Raw genomic sequence first — 21,514 nt, 5'->3', positions numbered from 1 at the left:
CCGATCTAGCTCTTAGAGCCTTTTGGCTAATTGTTGAAGCTGGCCGCTGACCGAACCGTCCAATACCTTATCGCCCGCTTTGGCTAAAATGCCGCCGATCAAGGTTTTATCGACATGCACCGTAGCGTTTACTTTTTTGCGGAGCTGTTTTTCCAGCATGGCGACATATTTATTTTGTTCGGTCTTGGTTAGGGCATAGGCACTGAAAAGATCGACATTAACGTAGCCTTCGTCGTTGGCTTTGCATTCCTCGTACAACTTGGATATGGTTGGCAGCAATTTCAATTTGCCGTTTTGCACCAGTAACTTCAGAAGATTTTTTACTTCTTCAGCAACTTGGTCCTGGCAAATATCCAAAAGTAGTTGTAAAAGTTTGTCGGCTCCGACCCGTGGATTACTGACGATACCCGTCATATTAGGATCTTCGAGCACTAACGCCAAAAACTGCAGTGCTTGCGCCCATTGCTCAGTCGCGCCGCTTTCTTTCGCTCGATCGAATGCGGCCGCTGCGTAGGGACGAGCTAGTGTCGCTAATTCAGTCATGATTACCCTAATTGTTCCGCAGTTCTATTCAAAAGATCCTGATGCTTGGCTTTGTCGATTTCTTCTTTCAAAATCTGTTCTGCAGCACGCAGAGCCAGCGCAGCGACTTCTTTGCGTAGATTTTCTCTAGCTTGCAACGCTTCTTGTTCGATTTGCGCTCTGGCAGCCTCCAACAAACGTTCGCCTTCTTTTTCGGCTTGCAATTTAGATTCTTCTACCAGTTCATTGGCGCGTTTTTGCGCAGAAGCAATGATTTCAGACGCCTGATCTTTAGCATCTTTAAGAACGGTAACGGCTTTTTTCTCAGCCAGTTTGATTTCTTCCTGGCCTCGTTCCGCCGCGGCCAAGCCTTCGGCGATTTTGACTTTTCGCTCTTCCAAGGCAGCGATGATCGGCGGCCAAACATACTTCATGGTGAACCACACCAAAAGCGTGAAGGTGATCATCTGCCCGATCAGAGTAGCATTGATACTCATCGTGGTTTCCTCTTTAGTGCTGTTATCGTTCGCTCCGCCTTACGCAATCGTGCGCAGCCCTTTGCAGGCTTCCAGGCGGCAGCCCCGAGCAACGAAATCAGTGCTTGATTTAGCCCGCAACAGACTGAACAGCAGACAAGAACGGATTGGCGAAAGTCAACATCAAGGCCAAACCAACGCCGATCATGGTTACCGCGTCAAGCAAACCGGCAATGATGAACATTTTGACCTGTAACATAGGAACCAATTCCGGTTGGCGAGCAGCGCCTTCCAAGAATTTACCGCCCAACAAACCGAAACCGATAGCGGTACCGATAGCGCCCAAGCCCAAAATAATGCCGACAGCAATAACGGTAGAGCCTTGAATGTTGGCGATTAAAGTAGCGAGTTCCATAATGTCTCCTAAGTAATTATCAAGTGAATGTAAAAAATAAATCGGTTAATGATCTTCGCAGGCCAAGCTGAGATAGACGATGGTCAACACCATGAAAATGAAAGCTTGCAGCGTAATGACCAAAATATGGAAAACGGCCCAGGGGAAACCCAACAACGGTTGCACGATGGGCGGCAACAAGGCAATCAAGATGAATACCAATTCGCCGGCATACAGGTTTCCGAATAACCGTAGTCCCAAAGAAATCGGTTTAGCCAATTCTTCAACTGTTTTTAACAACAAATTGAAGGGCAGCATTTTGGGGCCGAATGGGGTGCACGTCATCTCCTTGGCAAACCCCCACCATCCTTTGACTTTGATGCTGTAAAAGAAAATCAACAAAAACACGCTGATAGACAATGCAAACGTACCGTTCAAATCGGTACTGGGGACCACGCGCATGTATTCCATGCCCATTAAGCCGCCTATCATCGGCAATAAATCGACCGGCAACATGTCCATCGCATTCCACAGAAATACCCAGCAAAAGATGGTCAGCGCTAAAGGTGCGATCAATTCGCTACGTCCGTGAAAAGTGTCTTTGACTTGTGTATCGACGAATTCGACGATCATCTCGGCAAAATTTTGCGCCATCCCAGGCACTCCGGCGGTAGCTCTTTCAGCAACCGATTTGAAGAACCAAATAAACAAACCACCTAGTACAGTGGAATAAAACAGGGTATCCAAGTGTAAAGTCCAAAACCCCTCGCCAACCGACAGCGGAGTTAAATGATGGACAATATAACCGGTAGCACCACCTTCACTAGCCATTTTTCCTCGCTATAAATTTCAATCGCGCCAGTAAAATAACGCGAATCCAAAAACAGATAATACGGCTATATAGCCTGCCAGCAGAGTCGGAAAATCCACCCAGGGCAACCGCACAGCGACCGCAAACAGCGCGGCAGTCAATATCAATTTGATTGTTTCGCCGGCATAAAAAGCCTGAAGAATACCGGACGCTTCGCCCTGCCTGGCAAGATAGACCTTAAGTGCGAAATAGGAGTTAGGCACTATAGCAATCGCCCCCCCAATCAACGGAGACAATGCCGATTTCCAATCGCCCATCACTAAAAATCCTGACGCCACTATGGTAGCCATCAGGATTTGCGCATATATGATTTTGCCGATTGTAGAAAACCGATTTTCAACTACCATTTCAACTCTCTACGACCGTTAAGCGTCGAAATTATAACTAGCCCTCATAGGCAAAGCAAGGAGGCATCGCCTGCAGAACATGCACCCAAGGCGCGCTCCACACGGACAAGACAGTTATAGGTTAACACTTCAAATCTTGGCTGCATAAAATAAGCAAAATAAATGCCAACATACAAGTTTTTGATTTATATTAAAAATACCTCCTGATCCATCCCCAACCTGTCATAAACCACACAATTTATCAGGCTTTGTCGTCGTAATCGCTACAATCGACAACAATTTCATTACTAATGAATTTTATTGATAATCCCTTCGAGCTCCTCCAAGGAGGTATAACCCACCACCAACTTGCCTTTGCCGTTGGCTTGATGCTGAATTTCCACTTTCGCACCTACTCGCGCGCTTAATTCTTGCTGTAGCCGCACGATATCCGGATCGGCTTTCTTCCCGGTTGCCGCCGACTTCTCTTCGTGCAATTGCTTGACCAGCTTTTCAACCGCCCTAACAGTCAGACCTTGTTTGACCGCCTTTTGGGCAATCTCGATTTGCTTGCTCTCTTCCAAGCCCAACAAGGCCCTAGCATGCCCCATTTCCAACTGACCTCGGCTAAGCATGGTTTTTACTTCGACAGCCAGATCCAACAAGCGCAACAAATTGGTCACGGTTGTCCGCGATTTACCTACCGATTCGGCGATTTGCTGGTGAGTCAATTCAAATTCATCCAATAAACGATGCAAGGCTTCGGCCTCCTCCAACGCGTTTAAGTCTTCGCGCTGGATATTTTCGATCAAGGCCACAGCCATCATCGAGCGGTCGTCTATGTCTTTAATCAACACCGGAACTTCCGCCAATTCGGCCAATTGAGCAGCCCGCCAACGCCGCTCGCCGGCAATAATTTCGTATTTTTCCGCCTCGATTTTGCGCACCACGATAGGCTGAATAATCCCTTGCGCCACAATGGAATCGGATAATTCCTGCAATTTTTCCGGATCCATATCTCTGCGCGGCTGGTAGCGTCCGCGCTGCAAAAATTCGATAGGCAACTTTTGTACGTCTTGCGGCTTCTCGGGCGCAGGCGCAGAGACCGCCTCCCCCAACAACTCGCTCAACCCCCGCCCTAACCCGCGTTTTTTTTGCATCATTTTTTCGCTGCTTTTTCTCGTCTGATCATTTCGCCCGCCAATGCGATATACGCCACCGCACCGCGAGAGGACTTATCATAAGCCAGCACCGGCACCCCGTGACTGGGAGCTTCCGCCAACCGGATATTTCGCGGTATCGTAGTCCGAAACACTTTATCGCCGAAATACTCCAGCAACTGGTCGGATACATCTTTGCCCAAGCGACTGCGGTTGTCGACCATCGTCCGCAAAATGCCCTCCAAAACCAAACCCGAATTCACCGAGTCGCGAATATTGCGCAAGGTCGCCATTAGCGACGACAAACCCTCCAAGGCATAGTATTCGCATTGCATGGGGATCAACACGCTATCCGCGGCGACCATGGCGTTTACCGTCAGCATATTCAGCGACGGCGGGCAATCGATCAACACGTAATCGTATTGCGCCTTAACCGGCAACAAAGCATCCGCCAGCCGCCGCTCCCGGTGCTGAGCGCTCATCAATTGCACTTCAGCGGCGGTCAGATCGGCATTACCGGGAATCAGATCGAAACCCAGTTCCGGATTTTGGATCACCACCCGCCCGACCGACACTTCCTCCAGTAACAGCTCGCAGCTGGAATGCTCGATATTGTCCTTGTCGACCCCGCACCCCATAGCCGCATTGCCTTGCGGGTCGAGGTCCACCAACAGCACCTTGCGCTTGGTGGCCGCGAAGGCCGCCGCCAAATTGACGCTGGTCGTGGTTTTACCCACCCCGCCTTTTTGATTGGTGACGGCAATAATTTTAGCCATGTGCAGCCTTCTCCAATCGAATTAAACACCGCTCGGCTTCGACACCGGGCACGGAAAGTGGTAGTACAGCATATTGCGAATTCAACATGATTAACTCGTCTTCGGGCAGCTGCCCTTTCATGGCCAAAAGCACGCCGTTTTCCGCCAACAGATGACCGCTTAATTTCAGTATGTCGCTCATGGCCGCGAACGCCCGGCAGATGACGGTAGAGCATAAGGGTTGCAGCCGTAATTCCTCGACCCGCCCGTGCACGACTTCGACATTGCGCAACTTCAACTCCAATACCGCTTGCCGGACGAAACGGGTTTTCTTCGAATTGGTATCGATCAGTACAAATTGAAATTCCGGCAAACATATCGCCAGCGGAATTCCCGGCAAACCCGCGCCGGTACCGACATCCGCCACCTTCGGCGGCTTAAGGTGAGGCAGCACCGTCAGACTATCCAAAATATGCAGATCGACCATTTGCAGCGGATCGCGCACCGCAGTCAGGTTGTAAGCCTTGTTCCACTTCTCGATCAACTTAACGAAATCATAAAGTTGCGTCTGCTGCCGTTCGGACAGGCTTAGCCCCAGAGCCGCCAGCCCGTCGACCAATCTTACCCGGCAAGCCGTCATCAAGCGCTTTTCTTTTTCAAATGAACCAACAACAGCGAAATCGCAGCCGGAGTCACCCCGGGAATGCGCGACGCTTGGCCCAAGGTTTCCGGACGCTGTTTTTTCAACTTTTCGCTGACTTCGTTGGATAGACCGGACACCAAACTGTAATCGACATTTTCCGGCAAGCGCCAATGCTCGTAACGTTGCGTGCGGTTGATTTCGGTCTGTTGCCTGTCGATGTAGCCCGCGTATTTAGCTTGTATCGCCACCTGCTCCGCCACGTCCTCGGCAACCTCTATTTCGTCGGTGAAACGCAGCAGATTCTCTACGTCGACTTCCGGCCGCCGCAACATATCCATCAAGCTGGCTTCTTTGAGTAATTTTTTACCCCAGTATTGTTCGGCCAACCCCGCTTCGTCGGATTCGGCGCGTATCCATTTTTTCGCCAGCTTGCCTTGCAAATTGGCAATCGCCTCGCGTTTTTCCTCGAAGCGCTGCCAGCGACTATCATCCACCAAGCCGAGTTCGCGGCCTTTTTCGGTCAAGCGCAAATCGGCATTGTCCTCGCGCAATTGCAAACGGTATTCGGCCCGACTGGTAAACATTCGGTAAGGCTCCGAAGTGCCGCGGGTAATCAAATCGTCAATCATCACGCCGATATACGCTTCTTCCCGGCCCGGACACCAGCTTTCCAAGCCTTTGCTCAAACGGGCGGCGTTCAAGCCGGCAATCAAACCTTGCGCCGCGGCCTCCTCGTAACCGGTGGTACCGTTGATTTGCCCGGCAAAAAACAAGCCGTGCATATACTTGGTTTCCAACGAGGCTTTCAAATCGCGCGGATCGAAAAAATCGTATTCGATGGCGTAACCGGGCCGCACGATTTCCGCATTCTCGAACCCCAACATGGTACGGATAAAACGGTACTGCACGTCAAACGGCAAACTGGTCGACACCCCGTTCGGATACACCTCGTTGGTAGTCAGCCCCTCCGGCTCGACGAAAATCTGATGAGAGTCGCGCTCGGCAAACCGCACGACTTTATCCTCTATCGACGGACAATAACGCGGACCGACGCCTTCGATGATACCCGAATACATCGGCGACCTATCCAACCCCGAGCGAATGATGTCGTGAGTTTGCTCATTGGTACGAGTGATATGGCAGCAGATTTGCTTCGGGTGCTGATCGCGACTACCCAGAAAGGAGAACACCGGCAGCGGGATATCGCCATGCTGTTCTTGCAGCTTGGCATAATCGATGGTGCGACCGTCAATGCGCGGCGGCGTCCCGGTCTTTAGCCTACCGACCCGAAACGGCAACTCGCGCAAGCGTTCCGCCAAGGCGATAGAGGCCGCATCGCCGGCGCGTCCGCCGCTGTAGTTGTCCAGGCCGATGTGAATGCGCCCGCCTAAAAACGTGCCGGCAGTCAGCACAACGGCTTGAGCGTTGAATTCCAAGCCCATTTGAGTCTTGACCCCTATCACCCGTTCGCCCTGCACCAGCAAGTCGGATACGGTTTGCTGAAACAAAGCCAGATTGGGTTGATTTTCCAGCGCGGTCCGCACCGCTTGCTTATAAAGCTGGCGGTCGGCTTGGGCACGCGTCGCCCGCACCGCCGGCCCTTTGCTGGCGTTCAAGATGCGAAATTGTATGCCGCCTTTGTCGATGGCTTGCGCCATGATGCCGCCCAAAGCGTCGACTTCCTTGACCAAATGCCCCTTGCCTATGCCGCCTATCGCCGGGTTGCAGCTCATTTGCCCCAGGGTTTCAATATTTTGCGTCAACAACAAGGTCTGCGCGCCGCAACGGGCCGCCGCCAGCGCTGCCTCTGTGCCGGCGTGACCGCCGCCGACTACGATTACGTCAAAGTCTTTCTGGAATTTCACAGGCAATTTATGTTCAAATACACGGTTCGGAATAAGCCCACATTTTAATAGCTTACAGAGAAAAAAGCATGAAAAAACAACGCAAAGCCAAACTCGGCGGCGCTAGCCCCGTCAATAACCCGGTCGCCAAGTTCGCCGGACGCTTCAACAAGGCACAAATTTTCGCCGACAAGCGCCAATACCGCCGCAAAGCCAAGCACCCCGGCGCGGAGCCTTTTGCAATCGTTTCAGCCGAGGCGATTGCAAAAGGCTCTGCCGCGACGCGCAGCACCGGTGCGGCACTCTGATCCGCCCCCGTTAAGGAATGCATACTCAGTGAAAGCAAGCATAGAAGACAAAGTTCGAACCCGGATTCCCACCAAACACGGCGAATTCATTCTGCACTACTACAGCAACACCCTGGACGACAAAGAGCATGTCGCTTTAGTCAAGGGCGAAGTAGCCGACAAAAACAACGTACCGGTGCGCATCCACTCCGAATGCTTCACCGGCGACGTATTCGGCTCGCGGCGTTGCGATTGCGGCGAACAACTGGACATGGCTTTGGACATCATCAACCAAACCGGTTACGGGGTACTGATCTATCTGCGCCAAGAAGGCCGCGGCATAGGCTTGTTGAAAAAACTGCAAGCTTACAACTTGCAGGATCAAGGCCTGGATACCGTGGATGCCAACATCCACTTGGGCCATTTGGCGGACGAACGCCAATACGACATCGCCGCGTTGATTTTGAACGCACTCAAAGTCCGTTCGATCCGGCTGATCACCAACAATCCGCAGAAAATCGACGAATTGACCAAACTCGGGATCCAGGTAAGCGAGCGAATTCCCATTCAAACCCACGTACATCACGACAATCTCGGCTATCTGAAAACCAAGATGGAACGCATGCGCCACTTACTGAAAGTGCCGGACAAAAAATAGCCGCCCGATGTTGGAACAATTGAAATTGCCGGCCTCAGCGCTCAAGCTGGCCGTGGACACAAACGACTTGGTGTTGCCGCACGCCGTGCGACCGCAAGGCATAGTCGGCCAACCGCGCGCGCAAGCGGCGCTAGCCTTCGGCATGGCCATGAAGGCGCCCGGCTACAACATATTCGTGATGGGCGAATCCGGGACCGGCCGTTTATCCTTGGTCAGTCAATACCTGACCGGTTTCGCCGAACAGCAAGACAGACCCTTGTGCTACGCCTACGTCGACAACTTCGAAAACCCGCGCGAGCCGGTGTTGGTGGAGCTGCCGTCCGGCGAAGGCCATGAATTTTGCAAAGACATAGAAAAGCTGATAGACAACGTGCTGGCCACCTTCCCGGCCGCTTTCGAAAGCCCGAGTTACCAGCAAAAGCGCACCGCCATAGAGCGCCGATTCAACCAGCGCTATAACGCCGCGCTCGACTCGGTAGACGACAAAGCGCGCGAAGTCGGTGTAGTGTTGTACCGCGATAGCGACAGCATCAGCTTTTTACCGATACGCGACAACAAAGCCCTGGACGACGAACAATTCGCGGTATTGCCGCAAAGCGAACGCGACGCCTTTCACCAACACACCGAACAATTGGAAGAATATCTGGGCGAGGTATTGTTGGAATTGCCCCAGTGGCGGCGCGAACTGGCCGACGCATTGCGCCAATTGGACACCGACACGATCAAGCAAGCCTTAGAACCTTTGTTCACCTCGTTGAACGACAAATACCAAAACGTCGACGACGTCATCACCTATCTGGCGGAAATCGAGAAAAACCTGGGCAATACCGTCGGCGACATCCTGCTGCCCAACCGCAACCCCGATAACAGAGAGCATGCGGCCAAACGCCTGCAGCTGATAGAACAATATCTGCCCAACATCCTGGTCGATTACAAACACGACGACAGCGGCGCCCCGGTGGTCTACGAGCCGCATCCCACTTACCAGAATCTGTTCGGGCGCATCGAATATCAAAACGATCAAGGCACTCTGGTCACCCATTACCGGCGCATCTGCCCCGGTTCGCTGCACCGCGCCAACGGCGGTTATCTGATATTGGACGCCGAAAAAATCCTGACCTACCCCTTCGTCTGGGAAGGTTTGAAGCGCGCTTTGAAAGCCGGCAAAATCGAGATCGAATCGCCGTACTCGGAGTTAGGCGTCAATACCATTACCCTGAAACCCGAGGTGATTCCGCTCAACGTCAAAATCGTACTGGTCGGCGCGCGCGACACCTATTACCTGTTGGAAGAGCTGGATAGCGAATTCAATGAAATGTTTCGGGTCTTGGCGGATTTCGACGATTATCTCAACCGCAATCCGGACAACTTGGCCCAATTCAGCCAATTAATGCTGAACCACGCCCGCGACGCAGGCACCCAACCCTTAACCGACGCCGCATTGCTGCGCTTGATCGAACACAGCTGCCGCGTGGCGGAACACCAGCAGCGCTTGTCGGCCCATGTCAATCAATGCCTGGAAATCATCGTCGAAGCCAATTTATGGGCCCGGCAGACCCACGCCCCCAACATCGACCAAGCGCAAATCGAGTTGGCGCTCAAGGCCCGCGAACAACGCAACGGCCGTATCGCCGAAGCCATACTGGAAGAAATGCTGGACGGCACCATTTTGATAGACACCGCCGGCGACGCGGTCGGCAAGGTCAACGGCCTGACCGTAATCGATATCGGCGACAGCAGTTTCGGCGCGCCGGCCCGCATCACCGCCACCGTGCATCCCGGTTCGCGCGGCATCGTCGACATCGAGCGCGAAGTGGAATTGGGACAACCCATACACTCCAAAGGCGTGATGATATTGACCGGTTATCTAGGTCATTGCTACGCCCAGCAATTTCCGCTGGCCATTTCCGCCAGTATCGCGATGGAGCAATCCTACGGTTACATCGACGGCGACAGCGCTTCGCTAGCCGAACTGTGCTGCTTGATTTCGGCGCTGACCCGGATTCCGATCAAACAAGGCATTGCACTGACCGGCTCGATCAACCAATACGGCGAAGTTCAAGCCATCGGCGGCGTCAACGAAAAAATCGAAGGCTTTTTCAAGCTCTGCGCGGCCCGCGGCCTGACCGGGCAGCAAGCCGTGATCATCCCCGCCTCGAACAAACCGAATTTGATGCTGAACCAGGAAGTTATAGACGCCGTCGGCAAAGGCCTGTTTGCGGTTTACACGGTCACCAGCGTTGATGAAACCCTATGTTTGTTGATGAATAGAGAAGCCGGGGTAGCCGACGCCGAAGGCAACTATCCCCAAGGTACCATCAATTTCGAAGCGGTGGCGCGCCTGAAACAAATCTCCGAAATGACCCAGGACGACGGCGAAGCCGGCGAAACCTAACCACACCCCCTATCTTCGCTTTCGTCTCCGACAACTCACGGTTGCAGGCTCCGTACCCCCCGCACATCCCTTTACCAAGCCTTACCCCAGCCTAGCCGCCACCGTCCGTGTTTCTTTGTAACCCTCTCCTTCCCGCTTAGCGGTATTGACCGACCTGCTCGCGGCAAATACCGCAATGCTGTGGGAAATCACCTACTCCGCGGTCACCCGTTCGTCGACAATCAATCTACAAAATATTGATATTAATACAAAAGTCTGTATTGGCACACTAGATGACTCCAAAAGCCCAGCCCGAACTCACCGTTCGGTCTGTTTCGCAAGCCTACGGCTTGCCAAAAGCGCCGGCCTTCCAAGTTCGAAGGCAAACAAGCCCTCTCAGAACCACCATGCAGCCGGCACCTTTCACAATTAAAAGAACGGAGTCATTTCATGCAACTATCGAACACTGCAGTCGGCCACCCCCGGCTAAGTCATACGGTATTGGCAATGATGATCGCGGCCAATCTTGCAATTCCCCTGCAAGCGGCCGAGGCGGCTAGTCCACCTAAGATCAGCGCGAAAGCCAAATTGGACAAAAAACTGAATAAACTGGTCGTCAACGGAAAAATCAAAGGGATTACCTCCCAAACGATGGTCAATGTTTACGACGTTTCTGACCATCGCTTACTGTATTCCGGGCAAAGCGATCAAAAATCGCGGTTTAACTTTCAATTCGCCCAAGACGCCATACCCTGCGGCCTGCAAATCGTAGTCGGCGACAGCAAAACCAACCTCGCGGTGCGTGGCGCCGACAAGACCTGCAAAGTCCAACCGTCTTGCGCCATCGACGGCGGAAACCGTTCTGTCAGCGCCGGTAGCGTGCAAACCTTTACCGTCGCACCCGGCAAGGGCAAAACCAATAAAAATCTGACTTACGCCTGGAGCTTCGGCGCCAACAATCCGCTGGCCGAAGACGGTACGCTAGCCGACGCCGCGACCGGCAGCTCGGTCAGCCATAGTTTCAGTCAACCGGGTTTGTACCGAGTTAGCGTGGAAGGCGCTAATAGCGGCGGCGACAGTTGCAGCGATGCCGTCACAGTGTCGGTCGCCCCGGCCGCGGGCAGCAATCCTTACGCTACCGTGGCCGAAGCGGCCGCCCGCCCCAAAACCGCAGCGGGCATGCCGAATGCGGACGGCAGCAACGACGAAAACGCTTACGTGGTGTTTCCGTTCGAAGAAATGGGCATGGAAGGCGGTAGCCAGATCAACATTCCGTTCAACCCGTTATTCCCGTATAACGCGATGAACGCCCAGGTCGTCCAAAAAATCGAGCACAAACCCGTCCTGGTTAACTCCAACGACATTTCGGTGTATTACTCGGCCGCCATCAATCCAACCGACCCGGCCGGCAACGATTCGATCAACTCCACCAGCCAAAACTTGTTTGCCGACGGCATCGGCGCTAACTTCGACTGGGACGCCACCGTCGCCGCCGCGTCCACGACCGGCGAGACTGTCTATAAAAACGGACACGAATTTACCAACGCCATCATCGCTAAAACCGAGTTTTGGGATAAAGCCCGTCAGCCGAATGCCGGCAAATTGACCACGCCAACGGTAGAAAAAGGCTTATCGCAAGCCGATACCCAAAACAGCGTGGCCGGAGCCGCTTTGATAAAACCCGATCAGGGCATACGCGGCAATTCGGACTCTGCGGCCGGAGTTCGAGAAATGCCGGGCATAGACAATCCCTACCAGGCGAACGAAGCCAAGCCTTTCGATTACACCGGCAATTTATTCGTGGCCCAAAACATCCCGCTAACCAACGTGGACGACCAAGGCCGCATCAACCCCTATCCGCTGTTGCGGGTCGAAGCCAAAACCGGCAACCAAACCGTGGCCGCTACCGACGGCGTGTATACCACCGCCTCCGAAACCGGCTGCGTCGCCTGCCATTACAAAGGCGAGAAAGGGTCGGACGACAAAGTCTGGCGCACCCCGGTCAGGATCACCGAGCTGGTGAATGCGGACGGCACACTGGGCCCGGCCACCGGTAAGGGCGAGTTTCCGTTCGAAGGCGCCGACCCCGATCCGGCGACTTTCGAGCTGACCGACGATCCTATTGCCAACTTTAAAGCTTACGGTTACGGTCCGGCGGTACATAACACCTTCGACAACAAGTTTCCGCTCGATCCCAGCCTGAAAATGCAAGCCGACGGTATTCAACTGGAATTCGACGCCAACGGCATCCGCAAAGACCGGGTAGCGGAATCGCGCTGGCTGAAGCCGGACGGCAGCACCGCTGAGACCAATCCGACTAACGATCCCAGCTGGAAATTGCAAATCCGTCTAGCGTTCAGGGACTCCTCTTACTACGGCGAGGATACCTGGCAAAACCGGGAAAAAGCCGCGCGCTGGAACACCATGTTGATGCACGACTACATGACGCCGATCAATTACCGCAATACCCGCGACGACATCTTCGCCGAAATTGCCGATGATCAGTACACGACCACGCGCAACACGGTCACCATGTGCGCTTCGCACCACGGCAGCACCCTGAAACTGGACACCGGCGCGGCGGCCTTGAACACCACCACGGTGTTATCGCTGTGGACCCGAACCACCCATGCCTTTCACGGCAAGATGCAAGTCTATAAACGCGACGTCTCGGCCAGCGAAGCGGCGGACGGACAAGCCCATCAACAAGGCGAGCTGATTCGCAACGAGCGCGGCCACCCTATCATGCTCGGAGGCCGCGGCTGGGATCCGGCCAACCTGGACGCGCAAGGCCTGTATCTCAAAAAAGATACCGACGGCAATTACACGGTCAAACAAGACGTATTGCCGTTCTACCATCGCAACAACTGGGCTCCCGAGCAATTTCCCGCTCATGCCTTGGGCCGGGAAATGCTGCCGGTCGGCGAAAATATTGCTATGGAAGAAAACTGCTTGACCTGCCATACCGGCAATACCGAGAAGAGCTACCGCGATATCCACCATGCCGCCGGCATGAAATGCGACAGCTGCCACGGCGGCATGCTGGCGGTCGGCCAAAGCTACCCCAACGAAATGTACGACGGCAACCGCACTTACGCCGGCATGCTGGGCGAGGACGATCCGCATAGTCTGGGCGCGAGCGATTGGCGCCGGCAATGGATAGACGAACCCGATTGCGGCTCCTGCCACGTGGGCGATGCGAATCTGGATAAAGACGGCGAAGCCGGCTTGAATCATTACTTTAGTGCCGGTGCGTTAAAACAAGCCTGGCTGGACAACGACCCGTCGGCCGCATCCATCTTTCCGGTCAACGCCCGCTTTGCGGTGATGCCAAGCGTGGAAACCATCAAGGAAAAACAAACCGTCAGCGGCGTAACCAGCTATGTCGACCGGGCCATTTCCCAAGCACTGTACCGGAAAAGTTACGACGTACACGGTAGCGGCGCCAACGGTAATTTGTATTGTTCGACTTGTCACGGCGGCTCACACGCGATTTGGCCCAACAAAGACCCGAACGCCAACGACAACGTCACTTCCAAGCAGTTACAAGGCTACGACGGCAACATAGCCGAATGCTCGACCTGCCACATCAAGGACGACTTCAAAACCGGTTTGGTGGCCACTGCAGGACCGCGTAGCGTAGCGCAAGGCTATCGGGAAGGCGAAGTCGTCGCGCCGACCGGCTCCGGCAATGCCTACTTGGCCGGACCGCACGGCATGCATCCTGTTGGCGACCCCTACTGGTACGCTCACGCCGAGGGCGCCGGCACCAACACCAGCAAAGGCAAGCACAAGGACGAGCTGAACGGCGGCTGGCATAACGACATGGCCAAAAAACCCGGCCCGGACGGTGAAGACCAATGCGCGGCCTGCCACGGCGCGGACCACAAAGGTACTCGTTTGTCGCGCTCCTTAGTCAATAGGGAGCTGATCAACGCTAAAGGCAAAACCGTCAAGATCGTCAAAGATCAGGTAATAGGATGCGATTTGTGCCATAGCCTGCAAAAAAGCTTCACCGACGTACCGACCGGCCAAGCGCAACTGCACAAGCCACCGGAGCAAGCCGCCGTGAGCAGCCAATCCGGCGGTAACGGAACCGGCGGACATTAACCCTGCCCTGCTTGTATCTATCCCGGCGCCGAAACGTGACTAGCGCTTAGACGCCGGGATGCTAATCGGCTACCCGATTCGTCCCGGTAAGCGGAGCGAGCAGCATAGCCCGCCCCGCTTACATCCTTAAAATGTCCGTTGCCATTGAATCTCCCCCCAATACACTTGCGATTACTCTAACGCGGCCTGATCCATATCCCGCGCCGGCAATTTTTCGATGAACCAGGGATGAATCAGCGCGCCTACTACGAAGCCGCCCAAATGCGCCCACCAAGCGGAATTGCCGCCCACCCCCGGAAATACGGCGGATGCGGTCAGCTCTTGCAATTGCAAGATAACCCATACCCCTAAAAACGCGATGGCCGGAATTTCGAAAAACAGCGGAAAGAACAAGATAGGCACCACGATGGCCACTTGCGCATACGGAAAACGGAAAAAATAAGCGCCTAAAACCCCGGCTATCGCACCCGACGCCCCGACCACCGGTACTACCAAATTTTGCGAAAAATACCATTGGGCGAAAGTGGCCAGCAAACCGCAAATCAGGTAAAAGACTAAAAACCGACCGTGTCCCATCAAATCTTCGATGTTATCGGCAAATATCCACAGGAACATCATATTGATAGCTAAATGGGCCCAGCCGCCGTGCAAAAACAAACTGCTGAGAAAGGAAAAGTAATGATCCGGCGGCAAACCGAAATGCTGCGCCCACACCGGATTGGTATAGCGAATCGGCACCATGCCGTATTTGTATAAAAAATGCTGAGCCATGGGATCGGGCATCGCAATCATGGACAGGAACACCAACACGCATATGCCCATGATGGTCCACGTCACATAAGGCGTGATCGAACAAGGGATAGAATCTCTGATCGGTATCATTTGGGGTTTCCTTAAGTCAAGTTAGCACCCAAGTTAAGAGTTAGCTCAAAACATTTCGTTCCACGCCTTCTCCAAACGTTGTACGGAAACCGGGTAAGCGGTTTTCAATTGCTGCGCAAACAGCGACACCCTAAGCTCTTCCATTTGCCAACGAAACAACTGACGTTCCGGGGTCGGCTGACCGGTTTTCAACTGCTTTTCCACTTGCTGCCAATAGCGTTGCCACAGGCGTTTCAATCCTTGCGTTTCGGTTGTGTCCGGCTTTTGTTTTTCCAGCCGGAACTCCGCGGCCTTCAAATAGCGCACCAGGGCCGGCAACTGCGCGGCCGGGGTGTGACGTAAACAGCCCCTGAACAACAGCAACGCCAATTGCTGTTCTATATCCTCGCGCAAGGCCGGCACAATACCGGGTTGCTGCAAGCGGGCGCGCAACGATTGGTAGTTTGCCAAGATTTCCCCAACTTGCTTGCCTATTTGGTTGCAAGTGGTCAATAACGCCGATTTTTGCTCGGCCAGTACCGTTTCGAATCGCTGCTGCGTTCGTATGTTTTTATCCTCGACAAACACCGCGCTGAAAATCGCATACAACAGATCGTCCTTGAACTCGCCGCCGGCACGGTCCTTTAATAGCGGATGCGGCGGAAGCTGGTTATAAGCCAGTTGCAAGGCTGGGGCCACGCCGTGGTTTTTTAAAATGTATTGCGCATCCTTTTTGCAGACCAATTGATACAGCTTGGTCAGACCGTCGAAATGGGCCAGTTCGGCCTTGTGCTGGGTTTCCAGAATCTTCACGCCGACTGTCGGCCCCTCGTCGACGATGGCCGGAAAACCGATGAAGCTCTGGCCTTTTTGCATGAACTGCCAGGTCTCCGGCAAGTCGTCGAAGGCCCAGGCGATACAGCCGGTGTAATTCATTTCCTCTTGCGCCAGCTTGTCGAAACTGTCGCCGGCCTTGGTCGCGAACTGAGCCTGTAATTTGGCGAGATTGCGGCCGTAACCGATGGCCCGGCCGGCATCGTCCACCACCCGGAAATTCATCTTCAAGTGCTCGGGTAATTGGTCCGGCTGCCATTCGTTGAGCGGAATCGCCTCGCCGGTCAATTTGCGCAAGCGGTTACTCAGCCATTCGTACAGCGAACCTTTGAAATCCGGCTCGATTTCCAGACAAGCCTTGGCGGTGTTCGGCACCGGCACGAAATGTTTGCGCAGATGCTTAGGCAGGCCCTTGATCAAAGCCACGACCTTTTCCTCCAGCATACCCGGCACCAGCCAGTCGAACGGGGTTTGCCGGATTTGGTTGAGCTGGTGCACCGGCACGATCGCGGTAACGCCGTCCTCGTCGTGGCCGGGCTCGAAGCGGTAATGCAACTCGATGGTCAGATCGCCGACTTTCTTGCTGTCCGGAAAATCCCAGTCGTTGATTTGGTTGTCGTCGGTGCGGGTCAGGTCTTCTTTGGTCAGGAACAGGATTTTGGGATTATCCCGCTCGACCTGCTTGCGCCATTGGTCCAAGGTAATGCCGCTAACGATTTCGGCCGGTAGCTTCTTATCGTAATACTGATACAGCCATTCCTCGTCCTCGATCAAATCGACGCGGCGGCCCTTGTGCTGGATGTAACCCACCTCCTCCAGCAGCTTTTCGTTGGCCTTGAAGAACGGCGCGTTGGAGTGGTAATCCTGATTGACCAGCGCGTGGCGGATGAACATCTCCCGCGCCGCTTTCGGATCGACGTTTTCATAAGGCACTTTGCGTTTGGCCGTCAAGGTCAAGCCATATAACAAGGTGCGCTCGAACACGCCGCAGCGACCGGCGTTTTTCTCCCAATGCGGGTCGTAGTAATTGCGTTTGACCAGATGCTGAGCGCAGGCTTCGATCCATTCCGGCTCGATCTTGGCGACGGTGCGGGCGTAGACCTTGCTGGTCTCGACCTGCTCGGCGGCCATGATCCACTTCGGCCGCGCCTTGTGCTGGCCGGAACCGGGAAATATAAAAAACTTCAGGCCGCGTGCGCCCAGGTATTCGTATTGCTCGTGACGGAAGCCGATGTTGGACAGCAAGCCCGGCAGCAAGGCCATGTGGATTTGCTCGTAATTGGCCGGATTGCCGCTGGTCTTGAGCCCCAAGTCGCCGCGCGCCACCTGCATGATCTGGACGTGAATGTCGTGCCATTCACGCATACGGATATACGACAAAAAATTATCCTGGCAGTATTTACGCAGCTTGCTGTTGGTCAGATGCTTTTTTTGTCCCTCGAAGGCATTCCAAAGATTCAAGAGCGTCAGAAAGTCCGAGTCCTCGGCCTTGAACTGCGCATGTTTGGCTTCGGCCTGCGGCAGTTTGTCGGCCGGCTTATCGCGAGGGTCTTGGATGCTGAGCGCCGAGACGATGATAGACACTTCGTGCAGCGAACCCAATTGCGCAGCCGCCAAGAGCATCCGCGCCAGTTTCGGGTCGGTCGGAATCTTCGCCAATTGCCGGCCGGTTTCGGTCAGATTGCCTTGTTTGTCCAAGGCATCGACTTCGAACAACGAGGTCTTGCCGTCGCGGACCATTTTTTCGTCGGGCGGCTCGACGAACGGGAACTCCTCGATGTCGCCCAGCTTCAGCGCCGCCATCTGCAAAATCACCGACGACAAATTGGTTCTTAAAATCTCCGGATCGGTGAATTCCGGCCGCGCCAGATAATCTTCCTTGGAATACAGCCGGATGCAGATACCTTCCGCAACCCGGCCGCAACGCCCTGCCCTTTGGTTGGCGCTGGCTTGCGAAATACGTTCGATCGGCAAGCGCTGAATCTTGCTTTTGGCGCTGTAGCGGCTGATGCGAGCATGGCCGGAGTCGATCACGCAACGAATGCCCGGCACGGTCAGCGAAGTCTCGGCGACGTTGGTGGCCAGCACAATACGCGGCTTGTTGCCGGACGGTTTGAACACCCGCTCCTGCTCGGCCACGCTGAGCTTGGAATACAGCGGCAACACCTCGTAGCGGCCGTTATTATGCGACTTGCGCAGCGATTCGGTGGTTTCGCGGATCTCATGCTCGCCGCTCAGGAAGATCAGAATGTCGCCGCGCAAATCCCGGTATAGCTCGTCGACCGCATCCAGAATGGCCTGCTGCAAGTCGGCATCGGTTTCGTCGTCTTCCTCGATCAGTTCGATGGGCCGGTAGCGAATATCGACCGGATAGGTGCGGCCCGAGACGTTGACGATGGGCGCGCTGTTAAAGTGCTTGGCGAAGCGTTCCGGGTCGATGGTGGCCGATGTGATGATGACTTTCAAATCCGGCCGCTTCGGTAACAGCCAGCGCAGATAGCCCAGCAAGAAATCGATGTTCAGGCTGCGTTCGTGGGCCTCGTCGATGATCAGCGTGTCGTACTGGTTCAGATAGCGGTCGTTCTGGGTCTCGGCCAGCAAAATACCGTCGGTCATGAGCTTGACCAGTGAATTCGGCGCGGTCTGGTCGTGGAAACGCACTTTGTAACCGACCGTGTTGCCGATGGCCTGACCCAATTCTTCGGCGATGCGGTCGGCCACGGTGCGCGCCGCGATCCGCCGCGGCTGGGTGTGACCTATCATGCCGGTTATGCCGCGGCCGATTTCCAAACATATTTTCGGCAACTGCGTGGTCTTGCCGGAACCGGTCTCGCCGCAGACTATCGTTACTTGGTTGTTCCTGATCAACTCGGCAATCTCATCTTTCTTGCCGCTGACCGGCAAATCCGGATAATTAATCGCCGGCACTGATGCCCGCCGCTGATTACAACGGCCTATGGAGCGTTCGATCTTCTCGGCCAGTTGCTGTACCTGCCCGGTAACATCTTTGCCTTTGCCCGCCTCGTTGCGCAACCGGTCAAGCTGCCGCTTGAAGCCGTGACGATCGGCGCTCATACAGCTGGCAAGATTTCGGGAAAGTTGTTTCAGGGTTTCGGCTGAGGACATCGGATGTAGCAGGTAAAAAGCGGGCGATTATACGGGGTTTGGGTCAACGGATTTGGGTGTCGGTAAGAAGTACCTCAACCGAAATCCTTGGATTAGTGTCCGGATTTCGGCAATCGTTTGCTCCAACTCAGGCCCCATACGCAAAGCTTCGTCACGTCGAGACTCGCCGATTTCCTGCAAGATGGCGTAGTAATAGGGTTTAAAACGTTCTTTTAGGTTCAGATGTCGATAACAATCATCGGCGAATAAGCTCAAGGCAAAAGCAGTTTGACCTTTCGCCACTAGCATCATGATTGAAGCAGTAATAGGTGCATCATCATCTGTGTCCCCCATAATGTTGGTCAGTGCCGCTCTAATTGCCGAGAAAGCCTCGGAGTATTCTTCATTCCATAACGCCAGAAGCCCCAGTAACCCGTAATCCGGAGCTCCAAGATTGGGTTCGGTTTCGATGAATCTGCGTTGCAACCTCAAAGCATCTATCGGACACTTTCCAAGTATAAAATAGACCAAGGACAATCCACGCATTGCAACGACGTCACCATTATCTGCTCCAGGCAAATAATATTGCTCGGCTTGCTCCCATTTACCCTGTTGTATATACATCTCAGCGAGACCTGTTTGCGCTTTTATATGACCATTTTCTATAGCTTTCAAATAGTAATATTCGGCTTGGTCAAGCTTACCATGGTCACCATATAAGTTTGCTAAACCAAACATAGCCCCAAGAAATCCTTTATCGATGGCTTTTAAAAAGTATTGTTCAGATAATTCAAATTTACCTTGTGCTTGATAAATCAATCCCAAACCGCTCATTGCGAATGAATAACCTTTGTCAGCCAAAGGTAAAACCAGGCGCAACGCTTCCTTTAGATTCCCATGTTTATACGACTCACCCGCCCGATCAAATAGCGAATAGTCGGATTCAGGCAAACTCTCAGAAATTTGCGGCAAGAATTCCCGTGTCGTATCCAAAACCCGCTGCTGCAAATCCAAATCCCGCAAACTCTGCGCCAGCGCCTGACTCCACAACAAGGCATGACGCGGCGCCAATTTGCCTTCTTTTAACGCATCCATATGCCGTTCGGCCCGTTCCGCCAACTCTTGCTCGTCGCACCAGCTTTCTAAAAATTTGACCAACCAAATCGCCCGTTGCTTGTCGTTCTTCCGCCCCAGTCGCATTAAACACCAGATATTGAAGAATCGCTCTTCCAGTTGATAGAGATGGTTCTTGGTCGAGGTGGGGATACAGCGAATCAACCGGTTTTTTTCCAACTGCTTCAATTGTGCGGAAACCAATTTGCTGGCTAGTTTGGTTTTGGCGGCAATTTCCTTAGTGGACATGGCGTCCCAACCCAGGGCAATGGCATGGACGATGGCTTGTTGCTGGGTCGGTAAGTCGTCCAGGCGGTGTTTGTACAGCGGCGTGACTCGATCCAGCAGCACTTCCAAATCGTCCAACGCGCTGCCGTGGTCGTCCAGAAAGATTTCGAACAACAGAATCATCGTGCGCGGTACGCCGGCGGTCAAACGGCGCAAGGCTTCGATCTTGCCGGCCTTGGTTTGCAGAATTTCCCGCATTTTGGCGGTCTGCTCGGCGTTGCCCAAGCCCAACAGTAATTCGTGGGTTTCCTCGCGATTGAGGCCAGCCAAGGTTTTGACGGTAAAAAACTGGAAAAACGGTTTACCTTGGTCGTAATGCTGTTCCAGCATCACCGCGGAGGCGCCAACGATGCGGACGCGGCGATTGGTTTGTAGGATTTCCCGCAGGCGTTGCTGATCGCGAATGTCGAATTTTTCCAGCATTTCGCCCAGATTGTCGATTAGCAAAAGCACGCTTTTATCGGCTTGCTGCAAGGCATCGGCCAAAATCGAAAAGCAATCCTTTTCGTAATGCGGCGACGCATAGGCCTCTTCGAACCGATCCGGCAACGCTTCGAACTCGGGTCGTTCGGCCAGATAGTCGCCAACCAATTCCCAAAGCCGGCATAGCGAAGTCACCGAGTATTCTTCTTCGCGGAACAGTACCGGTATCAGCCAAGGCGACAATTCGGCATCGTCGCGCACGCAAATCGACAACTTGCGCAGCAGCGTGGTTTTGCCTTGGCCGCGCAGGCCTTGAATGATGGTGTGTTTGAAGCTTTGCTCCGGCTCGGTTTCGCGTATGCGTTGTAGCAGTTCCGCCAAAGTATCGCGGCGCACCACGAAACGTTCGACGAACAAGTCTTCCTGCATTTCCTGCGGGTTATAAATGGCGGCGACAGTCATGTTCGAAC

At 54.0% G+C, this 21,514-nt stretch carries 16 protein-coding genes; 4 read left to right on the top strand and 12 right to left on the bottom strand.

Features of this window, described 5'->3' with window-relative positions; translation table 11 throughout:
* Positions 1-12: 12 nt before the first annotated feature.
* The 9 genes from AB0A83_RS07840 to mnmG all read right to left on the bottom strand — a co-directional run bounded on the left by AB0A83_RS07840 (position 13) and on the right by mnmG (position 7,012).
* Positions 13-543 carry a F0F1 ATP synthase subunit delta gene (locus tag AB0A83_RS07840; protein ID WP_150047737.1) on the bottom strand — a complete coding sequence of 177 codons (531 nt, stop codon included), beginning with the start codon at positions 541-543 and terminating at the stop codon, positions 13-15.
* A gap of 2 nt (positions 544-545) precedes the next feature.
* On the bottom strand, positions 546-1,019 hold the full coding sequence (locus AB0A83_RS07835) for a F0F1 ATP synthase subunit B (RefSeq protein ID WP_150047736.1): 474 nt from the start codon (positions 1,017-1,019) through the stop codon (positions 546-548).
* Positions 1,020-1,128: 109 nt separating this feature from the next.
* Positions 1,129-1,413, bottom strand: a complete 285-nt coding sequence (gene atpE, locus AB0A83_RS07830) for a F0F1 ATP synthase subunit C (protein WP_150047735.1) — start codon at positions 1,411-1,413, stop codon at positions 1,129-1,131.
* A gap of 45 nt (positions 1,414-1,458) precedes the next feature.
* Positions 1,459-2,223 carry a F0F1 ATP synthase subunit A gene (atpB, locus tag AB0A83_RS07825; protein ID WP_150047734.1) on the bottom strand — a complete coding sequence of 255 codons (765 nt, stop codon included), beginning with the start codon at positions 2,221-2,223 and terminating at the stop codon, positions 1,459-1,461.
* A gap of 18 nt (positions 2,224-2,241) precedes the next feature.
* Positions 2,242-2,610, bottom strand: a complete 369-nt coding sequence (locus AB0A83_RS07820; protein ID WP_367155944.1) for an ATP synthase subunit I — start codon at positions 2,608-2,610, stop codon at positions 2,242-2,244.
* A gap of 287 nt (positions 2,611-2,897) precedes the next feature.
* Positions 2,898-3,752, bottom strand: coding sequence for a ParB/RepB/Spo0J family partition protein (locus tag AB0A83_RS07815; RefSeq protein WP_367155943.1), 855 nt, complete (start codon positions 3,750-3,752; stop codon positions 2,898-2,900).
* Positions 3,749-4,525, bottom strand: a complete 777-nt coding sequence (locus AB0A83_RS07810; protein WP_150047731.1) for a ParA family protein — start codon at positions 4,523-4,525, stop codon at positions 3,749-3,751. Before AB0A83_RS07810 ends, AB0A83_RS07815 begins: the two co-directional genes overlap by 4 nt.
* Positions 4,518-5,144, bottom strand: coding sequence for a 16S rRNA (guanine(527)-N(7))-methyltransferase RsmG (gene rsmG, locus AB0A83_RS07805; RefSeq protein WP_367155942.1), 627 nt, complete (start codon positions 5,142-5,144; stop codon positions 4,518-4,520). Before rsmG ends, AB0A83_RS07810 begins: the two co-directional genes overlap by 8 nt.
* Entirely contained in the window at positions 5,144-7,012 is a 1,869-nt protein-coding gene (mnmG, locus tag AB0A83_RS07800) for a tRNA uridine-5-carboxymethylaminomethyl(34) synthesis enzyme MnmG (RefSeq protein ID WP_150047729.1), read from the bottom strand. Before mnmG ends, rsmG begins: the two co-directional genes overlap by 1 nt.
* Positions 7,013-7,080: 68 nt before the next feature.
* Between mnmG and AB0A83_RS07795 the strand changes: the two genes are divergently transcribed.
* The 4 genes from AB0A83_RS07795 (at position 7,081) to AB0A83_RS07780 (ending at position 14,420) form a co-directional block, all read left to right on the top strand.
* Entirely contained in the window at positions 7,081-7,299 is a 219-nt protein-coding gene (locus tag AB0A83_RS07795) for a hypothetical protein (protein WP_150047728.1), read from the top strand.
* A 28-nt stretch (positions 7,300-7,327) separates the two neighbouring features.
* Entirely contained in the window at positions 7,328-7,936 is a 609-nt protein-coding gene (ribA, locus tag AB0A83_RS07790; protein ID WP_150047727.1) for a GTP cyclohydrolase II, read from the top strand.
* 7 nt (positions 7,937-7,943) lie between these two features.
* Positions 7,944-10,331, top strand: a complete 2,388-nt coding sequence (locus tag AB0A83_RS07785) for a Lon protease family protein (RefSeq protein ID WP_150047726.1) — start codon at positions 7,944-7,946, stop codon at positions 10,329-10,331.
* A gap of 429 nt (positions 10,332-10,760) precedes the next feature.
* Positions 10,761-14,420, top strand: coding sequence for a PKD domain-containing protein (locus tag AB0A83_RS07780; RefSeq protein WP_367155941.1), 3,660 nt, complete (start codon positions 10,761-10,763; stop codon positions 14,418-14,420).
* A gap of 171 nt (positions 14,421-14,591) precedes the next feature.
* On the opposite strand, the gene AB0A83_RS07775 is transcribed toward AB0A83_RS07780, so the two are convergent.
* Genes AB0A83_RS07775 through AB0A83_RS07765 form a run of 3 tightly spaced genes read right to left on the bottom strand, consistent with a single transcriptional unit; the run spans position 14,592 to position 21,506 of the window.
* Positions 14,592-15,302, bottom strand: coding sequence for a rhomboid family intramembrane serine protease (locus AB0A83_RS07775; protein WP_150047724.1), 711 nt, complete (start codon positions 15,300-15,302; stop codon positions 14,592-14,594).
* Between the two features lie 45 nt (positions 15,303-15,347).
* Complete coding sequence (gene hrpA, locus AB0A83_RS07770; RefSeq protein WP_367155940.1) at positions 15,348-19,241, bottom strand: ATP-dependent RNA helicase HrpA; 3,894 nt, start codon at positions 19,239-19,241, stop codon at positions 15,348-15,350.
* Between the two features lie 27 nt (positions 19,242-19,268).
* Complete coding sequence (locus AB0A83_RS07765; RefSeq protein ID WP_367155939.1) at positions 19,269-21,506, bottom strand: tetratricopeptide repeat protein; 2,238 nt, start codon at positions 21,504-21,506, stop codon at positions 19,269-19,271.
* Positions 21,507-21,514: the final 8 nt, after the last annotated feature.

Origin of the sequence: Methylomonas sp. HYX-M1 (assembly GCF_040741385.1) — a bacterium.
Lineage (GTDB): Bacteria > Pseudomonadota > Gammaproteobacteria > Methylococcales > Methylomonadaceae > Methylomonas > Methylomonas rhizoryzae.
Note: the sequence above shows the minus strand (reverse complement) of the source record. Positions and strands in the feature narration are given on the sequence as shown.

Excerpts from the sequence above, each read along its gene's own strand:
- AB0A83_RS07840 (WP_150047737.1), bottom strand. The coding sequence starts at position 543 with ATGACTGAATTAGCGACACTAGCTCGTCCCTACGCAGCGGCCGCATTC.
- AB0A83_RS07835 (WP_150047736.1), bottom strand. The coding sequence starts at position 1,019 with ATGAGTATCAATGCTACTCTGATCGGGCAGATGATCACCTTCACGCTT.
- atpE (WP_150047735.1), bottom strand. The coding sequence starts at position 1,413 with ATGGAACTCGCTACTTTAATCGCCAACATTCAAGGCTCTACCGTTATT.
- atpB (WP_150047734.1), bottom strand. The coding sequence starts at position 2,223 with ATGGCTAGTGAAGGTGGTGCTACCGGTTATATTGTCCATCATTTAACT.
- AB0A83_RS07820 (WP_367155944.1), bottom strand. The coding sequence starts at position 2,610 with ATGGTAGTTGAAAATCGGTTTTCTACAATCGGCAAAATCATATATGCG.
- AB0A83_RS07815 (WP_367155943.1), bottom strand. The coding sequence starts at position 3,752 with ATGATGCAAAAAAAACGCGGGTTAGGGCGGGGGTTGAGCGAGTTGTTG.
- AB0A83_RS07810 (WP_150047731.1), bottom strand. The coding sequence starts at position 4,525 with ATGGCTAAAATTATTGCCGTCACCAATCAAAAAGGCGGGGTGGGTAAA.
- rsmG (WP_367155942.1), bottom strand. The coding sequence starts at position 5,144 with ATGACGGCTTGCCGGGTAAGATTGGTCGACGGGCTGGCGGCTCTGGGG.
- AB0A83_RS07795 (WP_150047728.1), top strand. The coding sequence starts at position 7,081 with ATGAAAAAACAACGCAAAGCCAAACTCGGCGGCGCTAGCCCCGTCAAT.
- AB0A83_RS07785 (WP_150047726.1), top strand. The coding sequence starts at position 7,944 with ATGTTGGAACAATTGAAATTGCCGGCCTCAGCGCTCAAGCTGGCCGTG.
- AB0A83_RS07780 (WP_367155941.1), top strand. The coding sequence starts at position 10,761 with ATGCAACTATCGAACACTGCAGTCGGCCACCCCCGGCTAAGTCATACG.
- AB0A83_RS07775 (WP_150047724.1), bottom strand. The coding sequence starts at position 15,302 with ATGATACCGATCAGAGATTCTATCCCTTGTTCGATCACGCCTTATGTG.
- hrpA (WP_367155940.1), bottom strand. The coding sequence starts at position 19,241 with ATGTCCTCAGCCGAAACCCTGAAACAACTTTCCCGAAATCTTGCCAGC.
- AB0A83_RS07765 (WP_367155939.1), bottom strand. The coding sequence starts at position 21,506 with ATGACTGTCGCCGCCATTTATAACCCGCAGGAAATGCAGGAAGACTTG.